Origin of the sequence: Halocalculus aciditolerans, assembly GCF_014647475.1 — an archaeon.
In the GTDB taxonomy this organism is placed as follows: Archaea; Halobacteriota; Halobacteria; order Halobacteriales; family Halobacteriaceae; genus Halocalculus; species Halocalculus aciditolerans.
On the sequence record NZ_BMPG01000004.1, the window covers coordinates 159370 to 183708 of the forward strand.

Genomic DNA, 24339 nt, shown 5'->3' on the forward strand with positions numbered 1-24339 from the left:
GGTCAATAGGCGCGTCGGTTACAATCCGACCCGAGCGACAGCCGGGTCGGTCCCGGGGCGACCCGAGCGGCAGCCGGATCGGTTGACGGGCCTCCGACGCGACGGCCGGATTAGTCGCAGAACACCGATGCGACGGCCGGAATGGCCGGAGGAACGGCGAGAAGGCGCGTGTTGGTTACTGCACCGAGACGGTGATCATGTGTTCGCGGTCGATAGCGCGTTCGAGTTCTTCGGCGATGGCGCTCCCGCGGGAGACCTTGATCTCGCCGCCGCGACCGACGGTCGCGGTGAAGAGGTATTCGCCGTCCGCCTGGACTTCCACTGTTTGGCCGGGTTCGGCGTTGTCGACGGGGACGATGATGTGCCGCGAGGTGATCTCGGGGGTCGCGATGTCGCCCTCCCGGGCGCTCCCGCCGGCCCCGCTCGAACTCCCGCCGCGCGACTCGGTCGTCCCGCTACTGGCGTTTCCCGGGTATTCGTCGAGCGTGCGGACGTCGATGCTGACGCCGAGGCGGTTCTCGATGTCGGAGATGCGGCCGCCGCCCTTCCCGATGACGTGGCTGATGTCGCTCTCCGAGACGTAGACGATGGCTCTGTTGCCGCCCTGAATCTCGACCTCGACGGGGCCGCGCGTCGCGGCCTGAATCTCGCGTTCGATCTCGTTCTTCGCGAGCTTGTCGACGCCGGACTCCTGCGTGCCGCCGCTCTCCTCGTCGAGCGGGACGGTGACGACCTGGCGGTTGAACGTGTAGATCTCGTAGGCCGGTTTCCCGGTCTCGAAGTCGGCCACCTGGATGACGGGGCGCGCGAGGTCCTCCTCCATGAGGCCCTCGGGCACCTTCACCTCCGTCTTCACGTCGTAGACCGTCTCGATGTCACCGGCTTCGATATACACCACAGTGTCGACGATCTGCGGAATCATGCCGAGCTCGACGCGGCCGACGAGGCGCTGGAGCGCGTCGATGGGTCGCGTCGCGTGCACGACGCCGATCATGCCGACGCCGGCGAGTCGCATGTCCGCGAAGACCTCGAAGTCGTCCGTCTTCCGGACTTCGTCGTAGATGGTGTAGTCCGGGCGGACCATGAGGAGGGAGTCCGCGGTGTTCTCCATGGAGCCGCCGAGTTCCGTGTACTGCGTGATGCGCTCGTCGACCTGGAGGTCGCGCGGCTTCTCCATCGTCTTCACGACCTGGTCGTGGCCCGCGAGGAACTCCGCCACCGCCTGTCCGAACGTGGATTTCCCCGCGCCCGGCGCGCCGGCGATGAGGACCCCGCGGTCGCGTTCGAGGAGGCGTTCTTCGAGTTCGCCCGCGAACGAGTAGTCGTCCATCGTCGTCTTCACGACCGGGCGCACGGCCGTGATTTCGTAGCCGTCCGCGAACGGCGGCTCCGCGATGGCGATACGCATATCGCGGACCTGCGCGATGGTCATCCCGCGCTCTCTGAGCTCGATGAACGCGTCGTCGTCGCGCTTCGCGACGTCCATGATCTCCGACGCGAACTCCTTCAGCTCCGCCACGGTGAGTTCGGCGTCACCGACCGGCTCGTAGTGGACGTCGCCGACGCTCCCGCGTTTCGCCATCGGCACGACGCCCTCGCGGAGGTGGACGCTCATCGTCTCGTCGTCGAAGAACTCCTCGACGGCGAGCGCGCCGCGCTCGCGCTCCCTCGGTTCGAGGTATTCGACGTCGATCTGCTTCGCCTCCGCGACCTCCGCCTGCACGATGTCGCTCGTCACGAACGTCGCGCCCTCCGCCTGCGCGATGTCGCGGATGAGGGCGTCGATAGCGCCCGCGGCCGCCCGCTCGATGTCCGGCTCGGTCGCGCGCTCGCCGACGTACCGGAGTTCGATCTCTCCGTCGTCCGCGAGCTCCGCGAGCCGCTGGAGCTCCGAGAGGGCGTCCCAGCCGATCTCTCTCCCACTGTTCGCCTGCGCCTCGACTTCGCCGACGACGGCTTCCGGAACGATAACCGTGGCCCCGGCGTACTCGCCGCTCTCCACCAGCTCGGAGATGCGGCCGTCGACGACCACGCTCGTGTCCGGGACGATCTTCATACGTCCGCCCTAACGGCGGGGCACGCAAAAGGCTACCTTCTTCAGCGAGCCGTGGCGTCTCTCGGTCGGTTCGACCGAACCCGTATCCGATATTCCGCCGTATCTGTTCGTATGAGCACTGGGCGTGAGATTCGGCTCGTCGAGGAGGACGACGGGTGGTGGTCCGCAATCGACGAGGCAGCCGGGGTCGCCAGTCAGGGGGAGACCCGCCGGGAGGCGCTCGCGGATCTCGACGAGGCCGTCGCGGTGACCGAAGACGCTCGCACGGACGACACGCCGGCTCCGGAGCCGGACGCCCCGTGGTTCGACGACGAGTAAATGGTTTCGCGTGATGTCTCTGGGCGAGACATCGTCGCAGTTCTCCAGGCGTTCGGCTACCGTCACGACCGGACCCGTGGTGACCACGCAGTCTTGAAGTACACGCACCCGGAGACGGGTGAGAAGCGGACAGTGACTGTTCCGCCCCACGACCGCGTCCGTATCGGGACGCTGCAGGGCATCGCCGAGCAGTGCGGCGCGAACGATTTCCGGGAGTGGTGCCGGTGGATCGACGAACACCGCTGAGCGGGACCGACAGCCGAGTCAGTCCTGCGTCGGAGTCGTTTCTTCGTCGTCGGCGTCGTAGTCGTCGACGTCGACCTGGCTCGTGCGTTCGGTGGCGCGCTCGATGAACTCCTCGGGGAGTTCGTCGATTTCGCCCGCTTGGACGCCCCAGAGGTTCGCGTAGAGGCCGTCCTCGGCGAGGAGGGCTTCGTGGCTGCCGTGCTCGACGATGCGGCCGTCCTCTAACACGACGATCTGGTCGGCGTCCTTGATCGTGGAGAGGCGGTGGGCGATGGAGAAGGTGGTGCGGTTCTCCGTGAGTTCGTCGAGGCTGCGCTGGATGAGCATCTCCGTCTCGGTGTCGACGTCGCTCGTCGCCTCGTCGAGGATGAGGATGTCGGGGTCTTTCAGGATGGCGCGCGCGATGTCGATGCGCTGGCGCTGCCCGCCCGAGAGTTTCACCCCTCTCTCGCCGACCATCGTGTCGTAGCCGTCCGGGAGGTTCGTGATGAACTCGTGGGCTTCCGCGGCCTTCGCCGCCTCGACGATGTCCTCCTTCTCCGCGTCGAACGTCCCGTACCGGATGTTGTCCTCGACGGTGCCGTAGAAGAGGAAGGTGTCCTGACTCACGTAGCCGACGGCCTGCCGGAGGCTCGGCAGCGTCACGTTCCGGATGTCCTGCCCGTCGATGCGGATGTCGCCCTCGTCGGGGTCGTACATCCGCAAGAGGAGCTTCAACACCGTCGACTTCCCCGCGCCCGTCGGGCCGACGAGCGCGAGCGTGTCCCCGCCCGGCACCTCGAAGGAGACGTCCTCGATGATGGCCTCGTCGTCGTACCCGAACGTGACGTCGTCGTAGACGACTTTGCCGTCTTCGACGTCGAGTTCCTGCGCGTTCGGGTCCTCGACGATTCGGGAGGGCTGGTCCATCAGTCCGAAGATGCGCTCGCTCGACGCCCGCGCCCGCTGATACATGTTGATGATCTGCCCGAACTGCGCCATCGGCCAGATGAACTGCTGGCTGAGCTGGATGAAGATGACGAAATCCCCGATGGAGAGCGAGCCCGCGAGGCCGAACGGTCCGCCGAAGACCGCCCAGTAACCGCCGACGAAGAAGGTGAGGACGAAGCCGACGCCGGAGATGATGCGGAGCGCCGGGAAGAAGCGGATGCGAATCCGAATCGCCCCCCAGTTCGCGTCGAAGTAGCCCTGGCTCACGTCCTCGACGCGCTCGCCCTCGAAGTCCTCCGTGTTCGAGGTCTTGATGACCTGGATGCCGCCGAGGTTGTTCTCCAGCCGCGAGTTCATCTGCCCCACGGAGGAGCGGACGTCCTGGTACTCCGGCTGGATGTTCTTCACGAACCGGTAGGTGAACCAGGCGATGACGGGGACGGGAAGCATCGTGATGATGGCGAGCTTCCAGTTGATGGTGAAGAGGACGACGGCGACGGCGAGCACCATCACGCTGAGCCGGAACGCCGAGTTCATCCCGTCGTTCAGGAAGCGCTCCAGGCGATTCACGTCGTTCGAGAGGATGGACATCATCTCGCCCGTCTGCTTCGACGCGAAGAAATCCATGTTCAGCCGCTGCATCTTGTCGTACGTGTCCGTCCGCACCGCGTGCTGGATGTGCTGGCTGAACGAGTTCCACCCCCAGTTCCGCAGCCAGTGGAAGCCCGCGCCGACGAGGAACGCACCGGCGATGACCACGGCGGCGACGACGAGTTCACCCTGCCGCGTCGCCGGCTGGACGGACGCCGGGAGGAACCCGAAGAACGTCCCATCCTGATTGAGGATTGTGTCGATGGCGTACCCGAGCATCAACATCGGTACGAGGTCCAAGACCCGCGCGAAGATGCTCGCGAGAACACCGGTCGCGAACGCTTTCTTGTTGTCGGACCCGTATTCGAGGAACAGCCGCTTCATGGCCTGTCCGGACTCCTCCCGGACGTCCTCGAAGGGGTCGTCGTCAGACCCGAAACTCATACGCTAGGCGATTGACAGCCTGTAACAAAAGGATTCCTACGTTTCGAAACATGCTAGCGCGGGCCGTAGATGGCCGTCACGCGGTCGCCGGCGTCGACGCCGCGCGCCGACGCCCACCCCCGAGGCACCTCCAACACCCACTTCGCCCGCCCGCGGTACTTCTCGTACGGCGGTTCTTCGGTCGCCGCGTGATGGATGACCGTAATCCGGCCGTCAGCGCCCACGAAGACGATGTCCAGCGGGTAGTTCACGTCCCGCATCACGAACGCCCGCGACGCCTCCTCCTCGAACACGAACCACATCCCCGACCCGTTTTCGAGCGACGCCGTGTTCGACAGCCCGCGATACCGCTCCTGCGGCGTATCCGCCACGCGCGCCGACACCACGCCGAGCGTCGTCCCGTTCGCGTCGCTCACCGTCACCGTCGCGTTCTCGGCGTCGCCGCCGAACCCTCCGCCAACCCACCAGACACCGACCGCCACGAGCGCACACCCCACGACGACCGCGACGACTCCGGAACGGGAACGCATCACTCCTACCCACTCACGCGAACGGTAAACGTTTTCCCGAGCGCGCGGCGAGGTAGAGGTACTGGGTCCGTGGTCTAGTGGTTATGACGCTTCCCTTACAAGGAAGAGGTCGGTGGTTCAAATCCGCCCGGACCCATCCTGCGACGAACGAACGTGAGGAGCGGATGGTCCGCGGATTTGAAGCAGGGAGTGGAGCGAAGCGGAACGACCGTGGTTCAAATCCGCCCGGACCCATGAGCATTTTCGACGAGCGAAGCGAGGAGAAAACGCGCAATGGAGGACGGATTTGAACTCGGGAGCGACTTCGCCGCGACCAAAGTTCACATCCGCCCAATCCACTTCTGACGAACTGCGTCGACGGCCAGAGAGAGTATCGAGAAGGTCGGAGGTAGTGCGTCGGTGAGCGGGCGGCGTCAGGCGTCGTCGCCGGCGGACCGCTGGAGGAAGAGCCAGAGGAGGATGCAGAGGCCTTCGAGGCGGGCGGCGGCGTAGACCCAAGAGCGGAGTTCGACGTCTTGGCCGCCTTTCGCGGCGAGGCGCATCCAGAAGTCGACGAGTTTCTTCGGGCGGAGCAGTTCGAGGACGCCGATGGCGAGCAGGGCGGATCGGAGTACCATACGCGTGATTAGGTCCGCGGCGCGCAAAGTTGTACCGACGGATGCGACGACCTCCCTGCCGCCCGCGGGGATTCGAAATCCTTTTTCCCTTCCTCCGCGTCGGTTCGGATGCACGCCGCCTTAGCTCAGACTGGGAGAGCACTCGACTGAAGATCGAGCTGTCCCCGGTTCAAATCCGGGAGGCGGCATCCTGCTACCGGTCGATTGATGACCGAGAGATGTGACGCCGTCCTGCGATTCGGATTCGCCTCGTGCGAAGGCAACCGGTCACTGGACGCACCCCGTCACTTCCGGCGTTCTGCAATTACCGAAACGTATCGGGGAACCTAGAGTCTTTCGGCCCGAAGTCGCGTACTGCTGTAAATCGAGGGCACAAGCCTTGAGCGGCGTGTTTTCTTTTTAAGAGCGCGACGAACTCGCTCCACAGAGGGAGGCCACCCCGACTCCGAAAATATGCCTGCTCTGAAACCAGACATATGCGCTCGCTGGTCAGTGAGAGACTTCACCGAGTGCGCCTCGCATCTCGGAAACAACCTAGTGGAACTCGCCCGATTGTCATAGGATTGTATGGAGGGGTAGGAGACAGCGGAATAGCACAGGTGGGGGAAAGTAACTTGATGGTCACTCTACTTGGACTGAACAATGGCAGGGTGGTTGTCAAATCAAAGGGGAATATGGCTTGTAAGAATTGCAATGGCCAACTCGATTGTTTCATTTACATCCTTACAACTATTCAATGAATTTTCTAATAACGCCCAATCATCAATCACATTTAGTTTATTGACTGGTGTTATATCTGGATCTATATTAATTATCTTTGTTTGGTCTATACTCCCTCAAGACGGACCACCATTCAAAAAGCCCGAAAACGAAGTAGATTTTCACACACCTCAAGAGACGTGGATGGGTAGCGAACTAATGGTTGATTTAGGATTCTATTATATTTCTTGGTATTTTACAGTTCCATTTTTTGCGGCCTTTGGTGCAGTTACATTCTCAATTTTTACCATTGGGTGGCTTGGACCGGTTCTCGGTGCTGTAATTGGAGGAGTGATTGCGGATTACCGTATTTGGAATTTCAAAATACCAAAATTATTTCCTGACGAATTTCTTGATGAATATGAAGGAGAAATATCATCACCACTAAAACGAATGAGAAATGCAGTAATATCTATCATTATCGGTATAGCGGTCTCTATCGTAGCCGGCGAATTAACAAAAAGCGGATTTAGTGCGACAATTAATAAGATTCTTGAATCATCAAATGAAATATCGTTTGATCCGTCACTGTTTGGCGTGATTTTCTTGACTACATCTGTATTTATTGGGGGAATTGCGCTCGGTACAATCGCTGGTTATCTGCTTGCAGTATTGTTGACAGATTTGTATAAAGAAGGGTTCGCGCCTCATCCAATTCAGGGAACCTCCTTGGCTAATGTTGCTAAATATTATGACATAAAATTAGTAAAGGCTTGGTTCTTATATTACATAGTATGTTTATGTAACCATATGTTTGATAATGAGGATATGATTAAATCAAAGCAGAATCATATAAGAGGATTAACAGTAAAATTAATTTCGATAATAGTCGTTCCTTTGGTTTCTTTTGGGATTATAACATTTTATTTCAGTGAATATTATATCTTCAACCCATTTCTTATTGAAGCGATTCTAAAACCTCTAAATCCATTACCATCTTTCTTGATAGGTTTGTTTATGTGGGCTGCATTACTAATACCTGTGTTGATTTATCAAGCCAATTCGTTTATGTGGCCGGGACTTAAGATAGGAGAGAAGTTCTTGTCTATAAAAATCACTTTGTTCGTATCATTAGTTTATACCTTCATTTTTCCGTTCCCAGCATTTGCATCACTTATAATAATGTATATATTATTTAAAATACATACGTTAGATGAGGAGGTTGAGTTTAGGTTGGTTCTCAATATGAATTGGAAAGAAATGCCCTTGTGAAACTTTCCAACCGGACAATTGAGCGCCCGATTGTCATAGGATTATATGGAGGGATTGGACAAGTGATGCCGTATATAGAAAACACCTCGTGTACCTCGGCCGATGACCGACGGGATAACACAGGTGGGGTGTGAAGTGAATACACCCTCGAACACCTACACTTTCTCGACGTACCCTCCTCCGAAGGTGTCGCTGTTGGTTCGGCAGACCTTCCGTATGGTCATCTCCCCATACGTGGCTCCGTCAGAAGAGTGTACCTCATCCCACTTCTGTCGCATCCGCCCAGAGGCTCGGAAACACTCGTCCATCAACTGCTGGTCACCCTTGCACCAGTAGTAGAGTTGCTTCACGAAGGCCATATCTGCCTCCGATGCAGACGGTCGCCCTTCATCGCTCCCTTGCCACAGTCGAAGTACCTCTTGGTCGACGTCCCACTCGCTGTGCTTGACGCAGGCTCGGATGGTTCGCCGTACCTGCTCGGGAGTCGCATCCGTCTCCTCTCCGTCGAACTCCTGTTCACTCACAGGCTTCTGCTGGCTCGTGAAGGAGAACTTCTGGCATTCGGGGAGATAGTCGCCCTGCACCTCTCCGACGACTGTGGGCCTGCTCTCGACCGAGGTGGAGCCGTCGTACACGTCTCCCGTGAGGACGAAGTACTGCCCATCGTCGTACACTTCGAGGTGTCCTGCCTCGGATAAGTTGCCTCGATGCTTGTGGTCATCCGAGTGGTCACCTTCTGCGATGACGTGTAGCCCTGCCCCTGAACTCGATACCTCGGTGTAGGAGTCGAGCAGTCGCACGATTCCGAGTGCCTCGCTAGTAAACTCGCCGTCTACCTTCACATCATCGAGGTCGAAGCCGATGAAGGGACCACTCTCGGTGAAGACGAAGGCTACCTCTCCACCGAGTTGCTCGGCCTTGTCTCGCGCCTCGGTGAAGGTGAGCAGATTCACCAACTTCTGCCACCCCTTCGACGGAGCGACCGGCTTCTTGTCCTGTGTCACGAGCCACTGGTCGTGGTCTTTCAGCCGACTGGGGAAACGGTCACCACAACCTGTGTTATCCTCGCTGTCCTGCTGGAAGGTGAAGTCGAAGCGACTCATCGGCCCTCACCTCCGTACTTGTCCCACACGTACTTGACCAACTGCTCGCCATCTACATCGAGCATCTCCTCGGCTACGTCTACCAGATAGGAGTCTTTCACTTCCTCCACATCGTCGTACTTGTAGAGGGTGGCGAAGCCGAGTGCGGCTCCGTCGATGCCCTCGTAGAAGCGGCTAAAGCCTTGGAGTGGCTCTCGAATCACGCGACTGCGGGCCTGTTCTTTCACGAGCGTCTCGCTCTCGGCTTGGGAGAGGATGACACTGGCTCGTCGGTGGGTGAAGACGTGTTCCTGTCGCACACGCTGGCCGTCCCATCCCTCGTAGGTATGGCCGCGACCGTGATGGAGGACGAAGAACCGTTCGTACCGTTCGGTGTTCCACGCCTCCCGTGCGTAGAACGTCGTACGAGCCTTCGAGCAGGCTGGAAAGGTCGGCTGGAAGTCGTACTGATGCTTGTCCTTCTGCACCTCGTCCCACGACTTCGAGCCTGTGTCGAGTCGCTCCTCTAACGCGATGGGTTGCCCTCCATCGGTTTCTGGTCCGTCCTTGCTACTCATCCTTGGAACCTCCCATACTGGTGATGGGCTTCCATCCGACGAGTCGCTGGATAGCCCTCTCCCGATAACAGGCCATCCTGTTTTTGAGAGTGGGTGTTTCTTTGTCCACATCCACGCCCTCCTCGGACGCTTCCCTGTCTTCCTGATTGCCAGAGTCGTTGCTGTTCGTTGGCATATCTGGTCACCACGCAAGTCAGACCCATCGCTCAAGAGCCGTCCTGCACAGTTCTACGACTGGCAGACCCACTGCTCAGACCACCGTCTACACAGACACCCTCAGCAGGAGAAGTGGCTACTCAGCGAGCGATACGTTTCTGACTTCCTTACACTATTGTTCGGGAGATTAGTACTTAAAGGTGGCGACCAATTCTATCCCTGTTTTCTGGACACTGATTCGTTATTGGACGCTTTCTCTAGACGAACGTGGACAGCACATCACTCTTAAACCCCACTGTGTTATCCCTGCTGTCTGTCATACAAGCGAAGGGTGTTTACCACTCCCTTCACCCTCTCATACAATCCTATGACAATCGGGCGGTCACATCGAGTCGAGGTACTCCCTCCGTTGCTCCATCTTCTCCTCCTCGGTCAGTTGGGAGTAGTGCTTTTCGAGCGTTTCAGGCGAGGAGTTCACACGGTCGGACACCACCTGCTTGGGCACGTCGTTTCGTAGCAGGTGGGTGATGGCTCCCCTCCGAACGTCGTGCGGTGACACGCTGGACGGACACTTGCTCGCGTGGGTGTAGGTAGCCGCCTCACAGGAGTTCGGGTCACGACCGTGCGGGCACTCCTGACCGTAGGCACACGGACGAGTCACGGCATACACCATCTCCCGAATCTTCGACCGGTGCATCCGACCGTACCGAGTCGTGAACAGTGGTTCTCGCCCGTAGTCGTCGGTCACGTCGTCACGAGTCACGGTGACGTAGTCCTGCAACACCTCGCAGACGTCTTCCGAGAGGGCACAGATACGCTCGCCCGACTGTTTGTTCTTCAGGTTGGTTTCGGTATCGGGCCGATGGCGTATTTCGAGTGCCTGCTCCTCTGCATCGAAGTCAGAGACATCGAGGGAGTGTGCGGCTCCCATCCGACAACCAGTATGCCACAGCACGGTGAGGAGTGCGTGTCGTTTCGAGGCGTACTCGTACTTCCCGAGGTAGTTGAGGACTTGCTCTGCCCTCTCCGCTTCGAGGATGCTGTCACTGACCGCTTCCTCGTCTTCGACCGAAGGAATGAGCATCTTGTCGTGCAAGCCCTGCTCGACGCCGTCGATGGATTCGAGGAACTTCACGAACACTCGCAGGGTCGAGAGTTGTCCCTTGAGAGTGATGGTTTTCAGGTCGCCGTCCTCCTTGCGCCAGAGCCGGTACTCGTGGAGTGAGCGGGCCGTGAGTTCGTTGAGTTTCGTGATGCTCTCCTGCTCGCACCACTTCACGAACGGCTTGAGACGGTAGTGATAGCCCTGTAGCGTTGCTTCTGCAACCTCGTCACGCCGTTGTGCGAGGAACATCTCTTTCGCTTCTGCGGGAGCGATGGGTTCGAGTTCTGCCATTGTTTGCTCTCCGCAGAACACCGGATTGTGGGTCGGGGAAGCGTCGTCCAATCGCCCGACAGCACGTTATTTTCGCGTCGTCTTCCCGAGGTTCAAATCCGGGAGGCGGCATTTTCCTGCGAACGAAGCGAGCAGTGGAAACGCTCCCGAGCGGGTTTGAACCGGGGAGCGAGTCTCGGATTCGCGGTGGTTCAGCTCTCCGAGCGGAGCGAGGAAATCTGCCACTGCGGTATGTCTGTACTGCTAATCGGCAATGAGCACGTCCGACAGAGAGCGTCAGCGAATCGTCTACGTCTCAGAGGTCTTCGAGGTCCCAGCCGACGAACGGTTGTTCGGGTTCGACGTCGAGGGCTTGGAGGAGGCGGGCGAGGCCGAGGTAGCAGCCGGCGAGGGCGGTGACGCCGACGATAGTCGGGTCGTTGTAGTGGGTGGCGAGGCGGTCGTAGCGGGCGTCGGTGACAGCGCCGTCGACGAACTGTTCGACGTAGGCGGCGAGGGCGGCGTGTTCGTCGGCGAGGTGAGTGTGTTCTTCGCGGGAGATGGCGAGGACGGTGTCGACGTCGAGGCCGGCGTCGAGGGCGACGCGGACGTGTTGGTGCCATTCGTAGGCGCAGTCGGCGTGGAAGGAGGCGGCGAGGATGACGACTTCGCGTTCGTGGGGGGTGAGGCCGCTCTCCGCCCAGACGCGGCCGGCGTAGGTTCGGAAGGCGTCGAGGAGGGGAGGGTTTTGGCCGATGGCGCGGTAGACGTTGAGCGTGCCGCCTTCGAGGGAGTGGCGGCGGTCCTCGTCGGGGACGTCCTCGCCGGAGAGAGTGTCGAGGAGGTCGCGTTTCTCGGCCGGGAAGTCGTCGGGGTCGACGTACGGGATGCGTGCCATACCCGTCTCATTCGACCGCAGGTATGTAGGTGTAGGCGGCGAGGGGAGCGAGACCGAGAGGCGGGACGGAGGAGCGGCGGGAGGAGGGCGACGCGGAAAGCGCTTTGTGGCGGCCGGTCGAGGTGTGGAGTGATGGTCGGCGTATCCGGGGACGCGGCGGGTCGAGTCGAGCGGGGGTTGCTCTACGTGATGAGTGCGCTCTACGTGGGTGCGGGCGTGATGCATTTCGTCGCGCCGCGGTCGTTCGAGCGCATCGTGCCGCCGGGGTTCCCGAACCCGCGGGGGCTCGTCTACCTGTCGGGGGTGGCGGAGGTCGCGCTCGGGCTCGGCGTGCTGGTGCGGCGGACGCGGCGGGCGTCGGCGTGGGGGCTGGTGGCGTTGCTGGCGGCGGTCTTCCCGGCGAACGTCTACATGGCCGTCGACGACGTGGCGGCGGCGCTCGTGCCGGACGAACACCGGCGCGCGGCGCAGATTGCGGCGTGGGTGCGTCTGCCGCTCCAGGGCGTCTTGATGCTCTGGGCGTGGTGGTACACGCGAACGCGCTCGGGTTCGGGTGCGGATTCCGAGCGCTCGACCGCGGAGTGAGGAGCCACCACGCCTACCGGTGTGGGCGAGCGAGTACGGGCGAGATGAAGCAGTCGAATCCGGTTCTCACGGTCGGCGCGGCGTTGTTCGTGCTCCCGGTTCCGGGGACGTTCGTGACCGGTGCACTCGTGCTCGTCGCCGGGCTGGTCGCGCGCTGGTTCGGTCGGTAGGTCCAGTACGTTCTTAGTCGGCGTCGCCGAACCCCGTGTATGAGCGGGTCGCGCGACGCCGTGTACGAGGGTGAAGTGTCGGGGCGGGTCGCCCGGCACGGCGTCGAGGAGTTCGGGTTCGACGTCGACACCGGCGTGACCGTCGAGTACGCGTTCCGCGTGCGGTCAGGGCCGAACGCGGACGTCGTCGTGGTCGACGCGGCGAACATGGCGACGTGGCGCGCGGGGACGGCGACGTCGTACTACTCGCATCTCTCCGCGCTCGACGTCCGGGACGCCTCGCGGTCGGGATCGCTCCCGGCGGGCGAGTACGTCGTCGCCGTCGACAACACCGCGATGGGGCAGGCGCGCCCGCCGCTCACGGGGTCCGACGACGCCGCCGCAGTCGTGTTCGATCTTCGATACGTCGTCTCCAGATAGATATCGCCGCGGAGAGGCGTGGCCGACACGGTTATTCCACCGGAGCGAGAGTGAACGACAAGCCAGAGGCACAGTATGGAACGGAAACGAATCGGCGTCGTCGCCGTCGCGGTAATCGTGGTCGTCGCCGCGGGCGCGTACGCGGTGTTCATGGGTGTCGGTCCCGTTCCCGGCGGGGGCGGTGACGGGAACGTGTCCGGCTATCCGACCGCGTCCGACGGGAACACGTACAACGGGACGGACGACGGCGGGATGGCCGGCGGGCCGCCGTTCACGTTCAGCGTCGACGAGATAACGCAGTGCGGGCAGACCTGCCGGAACGTCACCGTCACCCTCAACAACGAGCAGTCGACGGCGGCGAAGAACGTCACCGTCTACAGCCGCATCTACGCGGGGAACAACACGAACCCCGACAACCGCGTGTGGAGCGGGAGACAGCAGGTCGGACAGATCGCCGCCAACAGCTCCTACACGGACACGCAGACGGTGAAGCTCTCCTACTCCGAGGGGTACGCCGTCCAGCAGCACGACGGCTGGATCACCATCCTCACCACGGTCAAATCCGAGGGAGAAACGGTGACGTTCAAGATGCAGCGGGACGCCACCTGATTCGGTCCGGTCGGCGTGACTGCAGTGGCGAGCGACGTCGCGCATCTCGGCTACCCCCTCTTTCCACCGCTCGCCGCCGCGTCAGACTCGCTCTTCACACGCCGGCACGCTTGGGAGTTCCCGTGGGGCGTCCCGGGCGCGCTCACCATCGGTCCGGGAGCCGGCTGGCTCGCTACCGTCATCGTCTCCACCAGCTACCGGCCCTCAGAGGGCGCGTTCACCGTCCCACCCGCCGTCTACGCGATGAACGTCGCCGTGTCGAGCACGCTCGCCGCCCCGCTCTACGCCGGCTGGCAGCGATACCGGTGGCGGCGACCCTGAGCTACGCGCGCCACTGCTCGTGGAGTTCGCCGAGGTGCGCGCGCGTGTCCGACTCGACGAGCGAGGCGAGCGCGTTCACGTCGAAGGAGTACTGCAGGTCGCCGTTCCGCCGGACGAGTTCGCGCGCCCGGAGGCCCGCGAGGAGGCTGTGCACCGCCTCGACGGACCGCCCCGTCCGGTCGGCGATGTCGTGCGCCGACACCGGCGCGTCCGAGACGAGGACCTCGTAGATGCGTTCCGCCGTCCGCTCGTTGCACTGTGACTCCCGGCGCGCCGCCTGCAGGCGCACCGCCACCGCGGGCTCCGTGAGGAAGTCGTCGTCCGACCACTCCTCGCCCGCCAGCCCCTCCGCTTCCGCCGTCTCGACGACTTCCGCGCCGTCCTCGGGGACGAGCGACCGCGTCTCCTCGCGGGCTTCCACGCCCGAGGAGTCGGGGACTTCGACCGCGCTCGGCGCGTTCCGCGCGGCCGCCGCCGTCTCCAACTCCCGCTCGCGCTCTAGCTCTGTCTCCAACTCCTCGATGCGCTCCTCTAACTCCGCGACGGCCGCGGGCGCGCCCTCGTCGGCGGCGTCAGCGTCACCGTCGGCGGCGTTCGCGCCGGCGGTCGGGAGCTGTGACTGGATGGCGTCCGGCGCGCCGTGCGCCATCGCGTTCGCGAGCTTCCGCGCGGCATCGGAGACGTCCTTCGCCTGCGACAGTTCGTTCTCCAGTTCGGCGATGCGCTGCTCGCGGTTCTCCAGCTTCCGCTCTAAGTCCGCGATGCGGTCCTCGCGTTGCTCTTTCACCTCCGAAATCTCGCCGAGGTCCTCGACGAGCGCGTCGCTCACCGACTTCAACTCCGGGCGCTCGAAATCGTCCAGCCCCGGGGTCGCGCCCGCGTCGAACGTCCGCTTGCGCTTGAAGCGGAAGCGACTCACCTCCGCGTCCGCCCAGTCGAACTGCACGAACGCCTCGCCGGGTTCGAGGTCGGACACCGCCGACCCGTACTCGTCGCCGACGATTCGCCCCACGACCTTCGTGTCGTTCTCCCACGTGAGGCGGTGCCAGACGAGCCAGTTCGCCTGCGTGATGAAGTCCTTCTTCACGTCCGCCGGCCGCTGGCTGATGCCGACGATGCCGAGGCCGTGTTTCCGCCCGCGCTTCCCGACCTTGATGAGCATTCGTCCTGTCTCGCCCATCCCGCCGCCCTCCGGGATGTACTCGTGGCACTCCTCGATGACGAGCAGGAAGGGCTTCTTCAGCTTCTTCTCCTTCGCGAAGAGGTGGCGAGCCGTCTCCCGGACCAGCTCGTCGGATGCCTCCTCGTCGAGGAAGCCGGAGACGTCGAGAATGACGGGAACGTTCTCCTCGAGGGCGAGCGTCGCGAGTTTCTCCGCGTGCTCGGGGAGCACCTGAATGTCGCACTCCTCGTCCGCGCCCGCGTGCAGGAGTTCGTACTCCTCCTTGAGGCCGTAGTACTCGCCGTCCGTGTCGACGACGAGCACCGGATACCCCTTCTCGAGGAGTTCCTCCATCACGACGCTCGTCGTGTTACTCTTTCCCGACCCGCTCTTCCCGGTGACGAACCCGCGGCCGGTGAGGACTTCGACGACGGGGAGGTCGACGGGGTCGCCCTCCGAGGTCTCGCCGACGCGGATGGTCTGCTCGTCACCGTCGGCGCTCGATGAAGAACCCATTCGTTGAGAGGACTCACGCGGCCGGGGGCGAAGAAACTTACCGTCGCCCGAGGGATTCGGGGCTACCGGCGGGCCGGGTGGTCGGCGGGCAGACGGTCGCTCCCCGTGAGCGTCCCGCGGAGCGTCGCACCGGCTGTCTCGCGCATCAGGCCGCGTTCGCGGAGTTCGGGGACGACGAGGTCGACGAAGTCGCGGAGGCCGTCGGGGCGCACGACCTCCTTCACGTTGAAGCCGTCGACGCCGACCTCGGTGTACCAGCGCTCGATCTCGTCCGCGACCTGCTCGGGCGTTCCGACGACGACCGGGCTCGTGGTGCCGAGGCCGGCGTACTGCGCCATCTCGCGTACCGTCCACTCGCGGTCGTCGTTCTTCGTGAAGGCGTTCACGACGCCCTGCATCGCCTGGGTCTCGATGTGCTCGACCGTCTGGTCCGGGTCCAGCTCGGAGAGGTCCATATCCACGAACCCGGAGAGGAGCGTGAGAACGCCCTCGACGTCGATTCCCTCCTTGTAGGATTCGTGTTTCGCCTCGGCGATTTCCGCCGTTTCGCCGACGATAGGGACGATACCCGGGAAGAACTTGAGCGAGTCCGGGTCGCGGCCGTAGGACTCCGCGCGCGCTTCGAGGTCCTCGATGTAGTCCATCACGGCCCGCTCGTTCGGCTGACTCACGAAGACGGCCTCCGCGTGCTTCGCGGCGAACTCCCGGCCGCGGTCGCTGGAGCCGGCTTGGTAGATGACGGGCGAGCGCTGCGGGCTCGGCTCGCAGCCGTGCGGCCCCGGCACCCGGAAATAGTCACCGTCGAAGTCGATGCCGTGCACCTTCTCGGGGTCGGTGTAGACGTCGGACTCGCGGTCCGCGACGACGGCGTCGTCCTCCCAGGAGTCCTCCCAGAGGCGGTAGACGACCTCCATGAACTCGTCGGCGCGGTCGTAGCGCTCGTCGTGCTCGATCATCCCCTCCAAGCCGAGGTTGGCGGCCGCGGACTCCAGGTAGGACGTGACGACGTTCCACGCCACCCGGCCGTCCGTGACGTGGTCGAGCGTCGAGAACTCCCGCGCGAGCTGGTAGGGGTGGTTGTACGACGTCGACTTCGTGATGGCGAACCCGAGGTCGTCGGTGACCTCGGCCATCGCGGGCACGACGTACGCCGGGTCGTTCGACGGCGTCTGCACGGCCTTCTCGATGGCGGGGTCGCGAGAGTCGTCGAAGACGTCGTAGATGCCGCGGACGTCCGCGAAGAACACGCCGTCGAACCCGCCGCGCTCCGCGGTGCGCGCGACCTCCGTCCAGTAGTCGGTGTCGGTGTAGCGGGTCGACTGGTCGCCGGGGTAGCGCCAGCTCCCGACGGAGACGTGCTCGACCGCGTTCATCGTGAAGAGATTGAGATGAATCCCGTCGTCACTCATACCGAGAGGGAGGCGAAGGAGACCCTAAGCGGGACGGGACGCGGCGAATACGTGGGGTGTTCTCACCGCTCCGTCACCGAGACCGGCAAGCTTCGCTGGGTGTGGGCTGACAGGCGACGCCGCTTCCTCGGGCCGGCGCGTCACACACCCGCCTCGACCGGGCCCGAGCACTCCTCACAGCATACAGCGACTTCGCCGCGCTATCGCACTTGAACTCTCGGCGAGAGCAGGGTGGGGAGCCGCCCGCGTGAATCGGCTGTTGGTCCGACTCTCAGGGGTGGGAATTCGGAAGGGGCGGTCGCGTCGCGTGTCTCTTCGGCGGCCCCTATCCCGAACGCCGGTGAGGGATATGCCGGCGAGAGCGCGCGAGGCGGCCGGGGCTTTCGGAGGCGGCGGAGTCGGTTGGAGAGTGGATTGCGGTCCTGGAGTGGTCTACTAGCAGGCGCAGTAGTACTCTCGCGTGCCGAGTTTGGCTTGGAGGACGTCGTAGGCGGGTTCGGGGTCGTCGGGACGGTAGACGCCGGCGACGGTTCTGGCGTTCTCGTCGCCGCTCATGAGCGCGAGCCAGTCGGATTTGGCGAGGACGTCGTGGGTCTGATTGGTGGCGAGGCTGTCGAGGTAGTCGGGGAGGTAGACCCACTGTTCGGTGTCGGTCTCCTCGGACTGGTAGTCGGCGTCGACGGCGTCAGCGTCGACGGCGTCGGCGTAGGCGGCGTAGGGGAGGTTGCGGCCGGCGGCGACGGGGAGGCCGATCCACTTCCAGGGGCGGGTGTTGACGTCGAGGAGGACGTAGTCCTCGCGCTCGGCGTCGTAGACGAACTCGGCCTCGCTGATGCCGTGATACCCGGTTTCGTCGAGGACGGCGAGGGCGCGGTCTTCGATGTCGGGTCGGTCGACGGTTTCGACGACGCAGGAGGTGCCGAAGCCGAAGGGGTGGCGGACTTTCGGGTTGCCGACGACGGCGAGGGCGTCGTCAGTGCCTGATTCGGGGACGTAGGAGGCGAGCGAGCAGTCTTCGCCGACGGCGACGTCGACTTTCTCCTGCGCCATGATCTGGATGTCGTGGTCGCGGGCGGTCGCGATGGCGTCGGCGAGCTGGTCGCGGTCCTCGACCTCGATGACGTTCGTGCCGGCGGCCTCTTCGAGTTCGCGCTTGTAGGCGGGCTTGATGACGAGCGGGAGGTCGAGTTCCGCGGCGAGGTCGTCGGGGTCGGTGTCGGCGTCGATGGGAATCGTATCGGGGTAGGGGACGCCGAGGTCGTCGGCGACCTCGTAGAGCGAGGATTTGTCGAGGACGCTGTCGACGATATCGAAGTCGGCGAAGGGGAGTCGGACGCCCTCGGGGTCGGCTTCGGCGAAGGCGAGCGCCCACTCGTCCATGCAGCCGAAGGCAACAGGCGCGTGGTCGAGTTCGGCGGCGAGGGTTTCGACGTCGGCGGTGAAGCCGGCGAGGTCGTCGAGGGGGTAGGTGACTTGGCCGGCGTAGTCGACGGCGTCGCTACCGGAGGCCGCACCGGTGCCCGTTCGGTCGATGGCGACGACGGGGACGCCGTGCTGGCTGAGGGCGCGCGCGACGCCGAGACCGGTGACGTGGGCGTTCGCGACGAAGGCGGGCGGCTGGTCGAACTCGGCGTCCGCGAGCGCGTCGCGGAGGCCGTCGAAGTCGAGGAAGCTCATACGCGTGCTTGCGGCCCTCGCGGGCTAAAGCGCACGGAAAGTCACGCAGGCTCGCCGGTAGTCGAGACACAGGAGAGCGCCGCCCTCGCGGGCGACACGGCAGACCTTTACGGGGTGTTCGCCACGGTTTCGTATGGATTACGCGGCGCGGTTAGAGCGGGCGATGGCGGCGACGCCGGATTTCACTGCGGAGCACGACCGGCTTGACGTCCCGGAGCCGACGGCGCAGCGGGACGGGGCGTTCACGCGGCTGACGAACCTCGGGGACATCGCGGACGCGCTCTCGCGCGACGCCGAGCACGTCCACTCCATCATTCAGCGGGAGCTGGGGACGGCGGGGCAGTTCGAGGGCGAGTGGGCGCGGTACAACGGGAACTTCTCGCCGTCGGACTTTCAGGAGGCGCTCGACGCGTACGTCGCGGAGTTCGTGACGTGCTCGGAGTGCGGGCTGCCGGACACGAAGCTCGTGATGGAGAACCGCAACCGGATGCTGCGGTGTGAGGCCTGCGGGGCGTTCCGGCCGGTGAAGAAGCGGTCGTCGGCGACGAAGCAGCGCCAGCAGGAGGCCGTGGAGGAGGGCCGGACGTACGAAGTGGAGATTACGGGCACCGGGAGAAAGGGCGACGGGACGGCGGAGCGCGGGAAGTACACGATGTTCGTTCCGGGCGCGCAGGAGGGCGACGTCTGCCGGGTCTACGTGGAGAACGTCAGCGGGACGCTCGCGTTCACGCGCCGCGTCGAGTAAGACACGCTGCCCCGGTTCGGCAGACGGGCAGTGAAAATCGCTTCTCCGGTTCGACAGACGGGGAAGTGGAACTGCTGCTCCGGTTCCGCGCGGGGTTAGCGGCGGTGGAAGTCCGCGTCGGCGTTGTGGTCGGCGCGGTTTTGGAATTCGACTTCGCGCGTGGGGCTGGGGAGGTCGATGCCGTCCTGTTCGTAGCGTTTGTAGAGCGCGCGGAGGAGTTCGTGTTCCGCGCGTTCGTCGCTGAGGGGAGAGCGCACCCAGCAGCGGAGTTCGTAGTCGAGGGCGTAGTCGCCGAACTCGCGGAAGCGCATGCGGGGGGCGGGGGTGTCGACGACGAGGTCTTCGCGTTCGGCGACTTCGAGCGTCGCGGCTTCGAAGTAGTCGATGTCGGTGCCGAAGGCGGGGGCGATGTCGAGGGTGATGCGGGTTTTCGGGCGGGGTGCGGATTCGTTCTGGATGCTCGTGGAGTTGAGGACGGAGTTGGGGACGGTGATGACTTTGTCCTCGCGGGTGAGGAGTTCGGTCGAGCGGATGGAGATATCGAGTACGGTGCCTTCGCGGCCGTCCTCTAAGACGACGTAGTCGCCGACGGTGTAGGTGTCGTCGAAGTAGAGGGCGACGGAGCCGAAGAAGTTCGCGATGGCGTCCTTCGCGGCGAAGCCGAGGGCGACGGAGATGAGGCCGGCGGACGCGAGGATGGGGGTGACGTCGACGTTCCAGATGCCGAGGACGGCGGCGGCGGCGACGAGGAGGAGGACGAAGGTGAGGAGGTTCTCGAAGATGGGGGCGAAGTCCTCGACGAGGTCGGACTGGCGGCCGGCGGCGACGAGGATGCGGTCGGCGAGGCGGAGGACGGCGCGCGTCCAGACGATGACGACGACGGTGAGCGCGCCGGCGTGGAGGTAGCGGGCGAGCGGGTCGGCGAGGGCGAGGTGCGTCGCGGCGGCGATGACGCCGGTGAGCGCGACGGTGGTGAAGACGGGGAGGCGGAGTTCTTCGTAGAGGATGACGTCGTACTGGGTGTCGGTGCTGTGGACGACGCGGCGGACGACGTGCACGCCGAAGAGCGTGACGAGCCACGTCGCGAGGCCGGAGGCGGCGACGACGCCGGCGAGCTTCGCCCACGTCGGGAGCGCGAGGAGCCAGTCGACGAGCGGTTGGACCGAACCCACCATATATTTTCATAGAACGTTTGGAAGAATATTAGTCCTGTGGGCGAGCGACGGGGCCGCGTCGCCTCGTCGGCGCTTCGAAGGCTTTAACCCCTGCGTACCCCTCAGACTCGGGTAGTAACCATGTCGGACAATCCGGCTTCCATGTACCGGGAGATCTCGAAGCCCTCGTACACGCGACGCGACTACGTCACGGGCATCCCCGGGTCCAAGATTGCACAGCACAAGATGGGCGACCTCCACAAGGAGCCGGAGGAGTACCCCGTCCAGATTAGCCTCGTCGCCGACGAGGAGTGTCAGCTCCGCCACGGTTCCCTCGAGGCCTCCCGCCTCTCCGCGAACCGTCACCTCATCAAGACGCTCGGCGAGGGCAACTACAAGATGATCCTCCGCAAGTTCCCGCACCAGATCCTCCGCGAGAACAAGCAGGCGACGGGCGCGGGAGCGGACCGTGTCTCCGACGGGATGCGCCAGGCGTTCGGCGTGCCGGTCGGCACGGCCGCTCGCATCTACCCCGGCGAGCGCCTCTTCACCGCGTGGTGTGACGTCGAGCAGGCCGCCGAAGTGAAGGAGGCCTTCCGCCGCGCGTACAACAAGATCACGCCCCCGTGCAAGATCGACGTCGAACGCGGCGAGGAGCTCCTCACCCGCCTCGACTAACTCCCTTCTCACCACCCGCTCGTGCGACTCGCGGTCGCGAACGACACCGAAACCCTCCACCGGCTCTCCGACCCCCTCGCCGAGCGCGACATTTACGCCGAACACGTCTCTCTCAGCAGGACGGTGACGGCGCTCTCCGACCCCGGCGTCGACGACTTCGACGCGGGGTTCGTCTTCCCCGGTCGCATCCCGGAGGGCGGCGTGTTGCAGAGCGTGCTCGGCGTGCCGTGGCTGAACTCCCGCGAGGCCGTTCTCACCTCTCGGAATAAGGCCGCGGTGACGGCGCGGCTCGCCCGCGCCGGCGTCCCCGTCCCGGACAGCGTCGTCGTCTCCCACCCGACAGAGACGGAAGACCTCACGGCGGCCGTCGAGCGGTTCGACCCGCCCGTGGTCATCAAGCCGAACTCCGCGACGCGCGGCGTCGGCGTCGCGAAAGTCCACGACACCGACTCGCTGCTCGGCGTCGCGGACTACCTCGACCTCGTCCACGACTACCGCGCGACGGCGGACAAGACCTTCCTCGTGCAGGAGTTTCTTCCAGACGCCGTCGACTACCGCGTCATGGTCCTCGACGGCGAATACGCCGGCGCGGTGAAGCGCGAACTCCCCGCGGAGGCGGAGGGCTGGAAGCACAACGTCCACCGCGGCGCGACCGCGACCGCCGTCGACCTCGACGACGACCTCCGCGACCTCGCGGAATCCGTCGCGGACGTCCTCGACATCGACTTCCTCGGCGTCGACCTCCTCGTCAGCGACGACCGCGCGGTCGTCACGGAGACGAACGCCCGACCGACCGTCGACAGCTTCGAGAAGTACGAACCCGACTTCCTCGACCGGCTCGTCGACCTCCTCCGCGACCTCCCCTGACCCGCCCGCGGCACGCTGCGGTACGAGCCGGTTCGTCAGACGGCGAGGTATCGGGACGAGCCGGTTCGTCAGACGGCGAGGTCCCGGCACCGATGGACGCGTGTTGATGGACACGCAGACTGATGGACGCAGGGGTTTTTGCGTGCGCGTCACGTTTCTCGGTGTAGCTATGCGCGCCGAGGATTCGACAGCGGTGAGCGCCTGATGGCGTTCTCCCGGCGGTTGTTCGCGAAGGCGCTCGTGGGCGCTGGGTCGATTCCGCTCGCGGGGATGGCGCTCGACGCTATGCGGGGCGCAGGAGACGACGCGCCGAGCGCGGGCGACCGGAGCGCGAGCACCGCGGGCCGCGCCGACGTGACGAGCGACAGTCCGGGCGAGCCGCGGAATCAGCCGTCGTCGCCGGCGGATCGGACCTTCTCGCTGGGCGCGCGCCGCGCCGGCGAGGGCGGGACGCCGCTCGACTCGACGACGCAGTACCTCTACAACCGCCGGTATCCCGCGCCCGAACTCCGCGTGCCCGCGGGCGACACGATACAGGTAGCGGTGGAGAACGACCTGCCGAAGGGAACGGGGACGACGGTGCACTGGCACGGCGTCCCCGTGCCGAACGAGATGGACGGCGTCCCCGGCGTGACGCAGGACCCGATTCCGCGCGGGGAGTCGATGACGTACGCCTACGAGGCGAGCCCGCCGGGCACCTACATGTACCACAGCCACGTCGCCCAGCAGATGGACCGCTCGCTGTTCGGGCCGCTCGTCGTCGAGGAGGAAGAGCCGCGGCTCGACTACGACCGGGAGGTCGTCGTGTTCGTCGACGACTACCTCGCCGCGACGCCCCCGACAGAGGAGAATCCGGACGTCCCGCTCTACGACGGTATCGTGGTGAACGGGAGGCTCCCGGACGACCCCCAGGAGGTCGGCGTGACGGCGGGCGAGCGCGTACGTTTCCGCTTCATCAACGGCGCGAGCGCGGGCGTCTTCGACCTGCGGCTCGCCGGCCACACGCTGAAGGTGACGCACGCGGACGGGCGGCCCGTCGACCCCGTGCAGGTCGATTTCCTCCGGTTCGGCTCGGCGGAGCGCTACGACGCCGTCGTCGAGTTCGACAACCCCGGCGCGTGGGAGTTAGCGGCGACCCCAGTGAACGCCGGCGACCTCGGAGATCCGGAGTGGGGACGGCTCGTCGTCGACTACGAGCAGTCCTCGGCCAGCCCGCAGAGCCCGCGGGGGTCGCCGACGCGCCTCGACCGCTCGATGCTCCGCGCCGTCGAACGCTACGGCCACGTCCGGGGGTCGCCCGACCGCGAGTACGGGCTCACGCTCTCCCCCGGCGACGACGGCGCGTGGCTGATGGGCGGGCAGAGGTATCCAGACGCCGACCCGCTCAGCGTCTCCCCCGGCGACCACGTCCGCGTGACGATGCGGAACGAGAGCGAGATGTACCACCCGATGCACCTCCACGGCCACTTCTTCAAAGTCGGCCACGCCGTCAGGGACACCGCCCTCGTCGCCCCCGGCCAGCAGGTCACCTTCGACGTCTACGCCGACAATCCGGGAGAGTGGTTCTTCCACTGCCACAACCAGTACCACCTCGCCTCCGGCATGGCGCGCGTCGTCTCCTACGACCGGCAGGCCTGAGCCGCCCGAGACAGGGTATCCTGGGCGGGGCAGCCCGATTACGTGACCGACGAGCGAGAGAGTTCTGGTTCTGAAGGGTCTCACGAGGGCGAGGGGGGAGGTCTTCCGAAACGCCGCGGCTGTGTGGTTCGCTACCGCTATCGCTCACCAGAACGCGAGAAGAACGAGAGATGATGGAGAAACCGGGGTTATTCGAAGGTGATGTCGGCGGAGTCCTCGGCGCGGTCGAAGGTGACTTCGAGGACGCCGTTGTTGTAGGTCGCGTTCGCGGAGCGTTCGTCGACGCGGACGGGGAGCGTGATGCGGTCCTCGTACTCGCGGGTGTCGCTGACGGCGTTGATGGTGAGGACGTCGCCGTCGCACTGGAGGGAGATGTCCTCTTTCTCGAGGCCGGGGATGTCGGCGACGACGCGGAGTTCCTCTTCGAACTCGTGGACGTCGACGTGGATGTCGCTCCCGAAGCCGTTCTCGTCGAGGTCGCCGGGGCCGTTCGTGCCCGTCATCTCGTCCATCATGCGTTCGATCTCCCGGAAGAACTCGTCGAAGGGGTCGTCCCGGTCGTCTCTCCTCATTACGCTCTCCGGTTAGGGAGACAC

The 24339-nt window shown here is 64.2% G+C and carries 26 protein-coding genes and 2 tRNA genes; 14 read left to right on the top strand and 14 right to left on the bottom strand.

All coding sequences use genetic code 11. The features are described 5' to 3' along the window. Nucleotides 1–175: 175 nt before the first annotated feature. On the bottom strand, nt 176–2056 hold the full coding sequence (locus IEY26_RS14435; RefSeq protein ID WP_188980179.1) for a PINc/VapC family ATPase: 1881 nt from the start codon (nt 2054–2056) through the stop codon (nt 176–178). 111 nt (nt 2057–2167) lie between these two features. Here IEY26_RS14435 and IEY26_RS14440 point away from each other — a divergent pair, with 111 nt between their 5' ends. Together IEY26_RS14440 and IEY26_RS14445 are read left to right on the top strand one after the other, a co-directional pair. Next, nucleotides 2168–2374 carry a type II toxin-antitoxin system HicB family antitoxin gene (locus IEY26_RS14440; RefSeq protein WP_188980181.1) on the top strand — a complete coding sequence of 69 codons (207 nt, stop codon included), beginning with the start codon at nt 2168–2170 and terminating at the stop codon, nt 2372–2374. Beyond that, complete coding sequence (locus IEY26_RS14445; RefSeq protein ID WP_188980183.1) at nt 2375–2620, top strand: type II toxin-antitoxin system HicA family toxin; 246 nt, start codon at nt 2375–2377, stop codon at nt 2618–2620. Nucleotides 2621–2638: 18 nt separating this feature from the next. Here IEY26_RS14445 and IEY26_RS14450 read toward each other — a convergent pair whose 3' ends face one another. Together IEY26_RS14450 and IEY26_RS14455 are read right to left on the bottom strand one after the other, a co-directional pair. After that, nucleotides 2639–4585, bottom strand: coding sequence for an ABC transporter ATP-binding protein (locus tag IEY26_RS14450; RefSeq protein WP_188980185.1), 1947 nt, complete (start codon nt 4583–4585; stop codon nt 2639–2641). A gap of 53 nt (nt 4586–4638) precedes the next feature. Beyond that, nucleotides 4639–5115, bottom strand: coding sequence for a DUF192 domain-containing protein (locus IEY26_RS14455; RefSeq protein ID WP_188980187.1), 477 nt, complete (start codon nt 5113–5115; stop codon nt 4639–4641). A 63-nt stretch (nt 5116–5178) separates the two neighbouring features. Here IEY26_RS14455 and IEY26_RS14460 point away from each other — a divergent pair. After that, nucleotides 5179–5251 (top strand) — tRNA-Val (locus IEY26_RS14460). A 277-nt stretch (nt 5252–5528) separates the two neighbouring features. Here IEY26_RS14460 and IEY26_RS14465 read toward each other — a convergent pair. Continuing rightward, on the bottom strand, nt 5529–5732 hold the full coding sequence (locus tag IEY26_RS14465; protein ID WP_188980189.1) for a hypothetical protein: 204 nt from the start codon (nt 5730–5732) through the stop codon (nt 5529–5531). 114 nt (nt 5733–5846) lie between these two features. Between IEY26_RS14465 and IEY26_RS14470 the strand changes: the two genes are divergently transcribed. Both IEY26_RS14470 and IEY26_RS14475 read left to right on the top strand, forming a co-directional pair. Then, nucleotides 5847–5920: transfer RNA gene (locus IEY26_RS14470), tRNA-Phe, on the top strand. A gap of 454 nt (nt 5921–6374) precedes the next feature. After that, entirely contained in the window at nt 6375–7703 is a 1329-nt protein-coding gene (locus tag IEY26_RS14475; RefSeq protein ID WP_188980191.1) for a TatC family protein, read from the top strand. Between the two features lie 155 nt (nt 7704–7858). Here IEY26_RS14475 and IEY26_RS14480 read toward each other — a convergent pair whose 3' ends face one another. The 5 genes from IEY26_RS14480 to IEY26_RS14500 form a co-directional block, all read right to left on the bottom strand. Continuing rightward, entirely contained in the window at nt 7859–8806 is a 948-nt protein-coding gene (locus IEY26_RS14480; protein ID WP_188980193.1) for a phage NrS-1 polymerase family protein, read from the bottom strand. Then, on the bottom strand, nt 8803–9363 hold the full coding sequence (locus IEY26_RS14485) for a hypothetical protein (protein WP_188980196.1): 561 nt from the start codon (nt 9361–9363) through the stop codon (nt 8803–8805). The genes IEY26_RS14480 and IEY26_RS14485 overlap by 4 nt, the downstream gene beginning before the upstream one ends. Continuing rightward, nucleotides 9356–9538, bottom strand: coding sequence for a hypothetical protein (locus IEY26_RS14490; protein WP_188980198.1), 183 nt, complete (start codon nt 9536–9538; stop codon nt 9356–9358). Before IEY26_RS14490 ends, IEY26_RS14485 begins: the two co-directional genes overlap by 8 nt. Before the next feature lie 363 nt (nt 9539–9901). Then, complete coding sequence (locus IEY26_RS14495) at nt 9902–10915, bottom strand: tyrosine-type recombinase/integrase (protein ID WP_188980200.1); 1014 nt, start codon at nt 10913–10915, stop codon at nt 9902–9904. A 295-nt stretch (nt 10916–11210) separates the two neighbouring features. Beyond that, nucleotides 11211–11792: a carboxymuconolactone decarboxylase family protein gene (locus IEY26_RS14500; RefSeq protein WP_188980202.1), complete on the bottom strand. Its 582-nt coding sequence runs from the start codon at nt 11790–11792 to the stop codon at nt 11211–11213. Between the two features lie 132 nt (nt 11793–11924). Between IEY26_RS14500 and IEY26_RS14505 the strand changes: the two genes are divergently transcribed. The 5 genes from IEY26_RS14505 to IEY26_RS14520 all read left to right on the top strand — a co-directional run bounded on the left by IEY26_RS14505 (nt 11925) and on the right by IEY26_RS14520 (nt 13897). Then, nucleotides 11925–12377: a DoxX family protein gene (locus tag IEY26_RS14505; protein WP_188980205.1), complete on the top strand. Its 453-nt coding sequence runs from the start codon at nt 11925–11927 to the stop codon at nt 12375–12377. A gap of 44 nt (nt 12378–12421) precedes the next feature. Continuing rightward, nucleotides 12422–12547 (top strand): hypothetical protein, encoded by a 126-nt coding sequence (locus IEY26_RS17690; RefSeq protein WP_268239815.1) that lies wholly within the window; start codon nt 12422–12424, stop codon nt 12545–12547. A 39-nt stretch (nt 12548–12586) separates the two neighbouring features. Then, nucleotides 12587–12967, top strand: a complete 381-nt coding sequence (locus tag IEY26_RS14510) for a hypothetical protein (RefSeq protein WP_188980207.1) — start codon at nt 12587–12589, stop codon at nt 12965–12967. A gap of 75 nt (nt 12968–13042) precedes the next feature. Then, nucleotides 13043–13576, top strand: a complete 534-nt coding sequence (locus IEY26_RS14515) for a hypothetical protein (protein ID WP_188980209.1) — start codon at nt 13043–13045, stop codon at nt 13574–13576. A 24-nt stretch (nt 13577–13600) separates the two neighbouring features. After that, nucleotides 13601–13897 carry a hypothetical protein gene (locus IEY26_RS14520; protein ID WP_188980211.1) on the top strand — a complete coding sequence of 99 codons (297 nt, stop codon included), beginning with the start codon at nt 13601–13603 and terminating at the stop codon, nt 13895–13897. Nucleotide 13898: 1 nt separating this feature from the next. Here IEY26_RS14520 and IEY26_RS14525 read toward each other — a convergent pair whose 3' ends face one another. From IEY26_RS14525 to IEY26_RS14535, 3 genes are all read right to left on the bottom strand, one after another. After that, on the bottom strand, nt 13899–15575 hold the full coding sequence (locus IEY26_RS14525) for a helicase HerA domain-containing protein (protein WP_188980213.1): 1677 nt from the start codon (nt 15573–15575) through the stop codon (nt 13899–13901). Between the two features lie 62 nt (nt 15576–15637). Next, complete coding sequence (locus IEY26_RS14530) at nt 15638–16984, bottom strand: LLM class flavin-dependent oxidoreductase (RefSeq protein WP_188980215.1); 1347 nt, start codon at nt 16982–16984, stop codon at nt 15638–15640. 435 nt (nt 16985–17419) lie between these two features. Further along, nucleotides 17420–18661 carry a carboxylate--amine ligase gene (locus IEY26_RS14535; RefSeq protein WP_188980217.1) on the bottom strand — a complete coding sequence of 414 codons (1242 nt, stop codon included), beginning with the start codon at nt 18659–18661 and terminating at the stop codon, nt 17420–17422. A gap of 133 nt (nt 18662–18794) precedes the next feature. On the opposite strand from IEY26_RS14535, the gene IEY26_RS14540 reads away from it, so the two are divergent. Further along, the gene (locus IEY26_RS14540; RefSeq protein ID WP_188980219.1) at nt 18795–19406 is read left to right on the top strand and encodes a translation initiation factor IF-2 subunit beta; all 612 of its coding nucleotides are present in this window, start codon (nt 18795–18797) and stop codon (nt 19404–19406) included. Between the two features lie 95 nt (nt 19407–19501). On the opposite strand, the gene IEY26_RS14545 is transcribed toward IEY26_RS14540, so the two are convergent. After that, nucleotides 19502–20581, bottom strand: coding sequence for a mechanosensitive ion channel family protein (locus IEY26_RS14545; RefSeq protein ID WP_229774154.1), 1080 nt, complete (start codon nt 20579–20581; stop codon nt 19502–19504). A gap of 120 nt (nt 20582–20701) precedes the next feature. On the opposite strand from IEY26_RS14545, the gene IEY26_RS14550 reads away from it, so the two are divergent. From IEY26_RS14550 to IEY26_RS14560, 3 genes are all read left to right on the top strand, one after another. Further along, nucleotides 20702–21238 (top strand): 50S ribosomal protein L16, encoded by a 537-nt coding sequence (locus IEY26_RS14550; protein WP_188980223.1) that lies wholly within the window; start codon nt 20702–20704, stop codon nt 21236–21238. Between the two features lie 21 nt (nt 21239–21259). Beyond that, the gene (locus IEY26_RS14555; protein WP_188980225.1) at nt 21260–22105 is read left to right on the top strand and encodes an ATP-grasp domain-containing protein; all 846 of its coding nucleotides are present in this window, start codon (nt 21260–21262) and stop codon (nt 22103–22105) included. Between the two features lie 204 nt (nt 22106–22309). After that, nucleotides 22310–23743, top strand: coding sequence for a multicopper oxidase family protein (locus IEY26_RS14560; RefSeq protein WP_188980227.1), 1434 nt, complete (start codon nt 22310–22312; stop codon nt 23741–23743). 188 nt (nt 23744–23931) lie between these two features. Here IEY26_RS14560 and IEY26_RS14565 read toward each other — a convergent pair whose 3' ends face one another. Continuing rightward, nucleotides 23932–24315, bottom strand: coding sequence for an Hsp20/alpha crystallin family protein (locus IEY26_RS14565; RefSeq protein ID WP_188980230.1), 384 nt, complete (start codon nt 24313–24315; stop codon nt 23932–23934). Nucleotides 24316–24339: the final 24 nt, after the last annotated feature.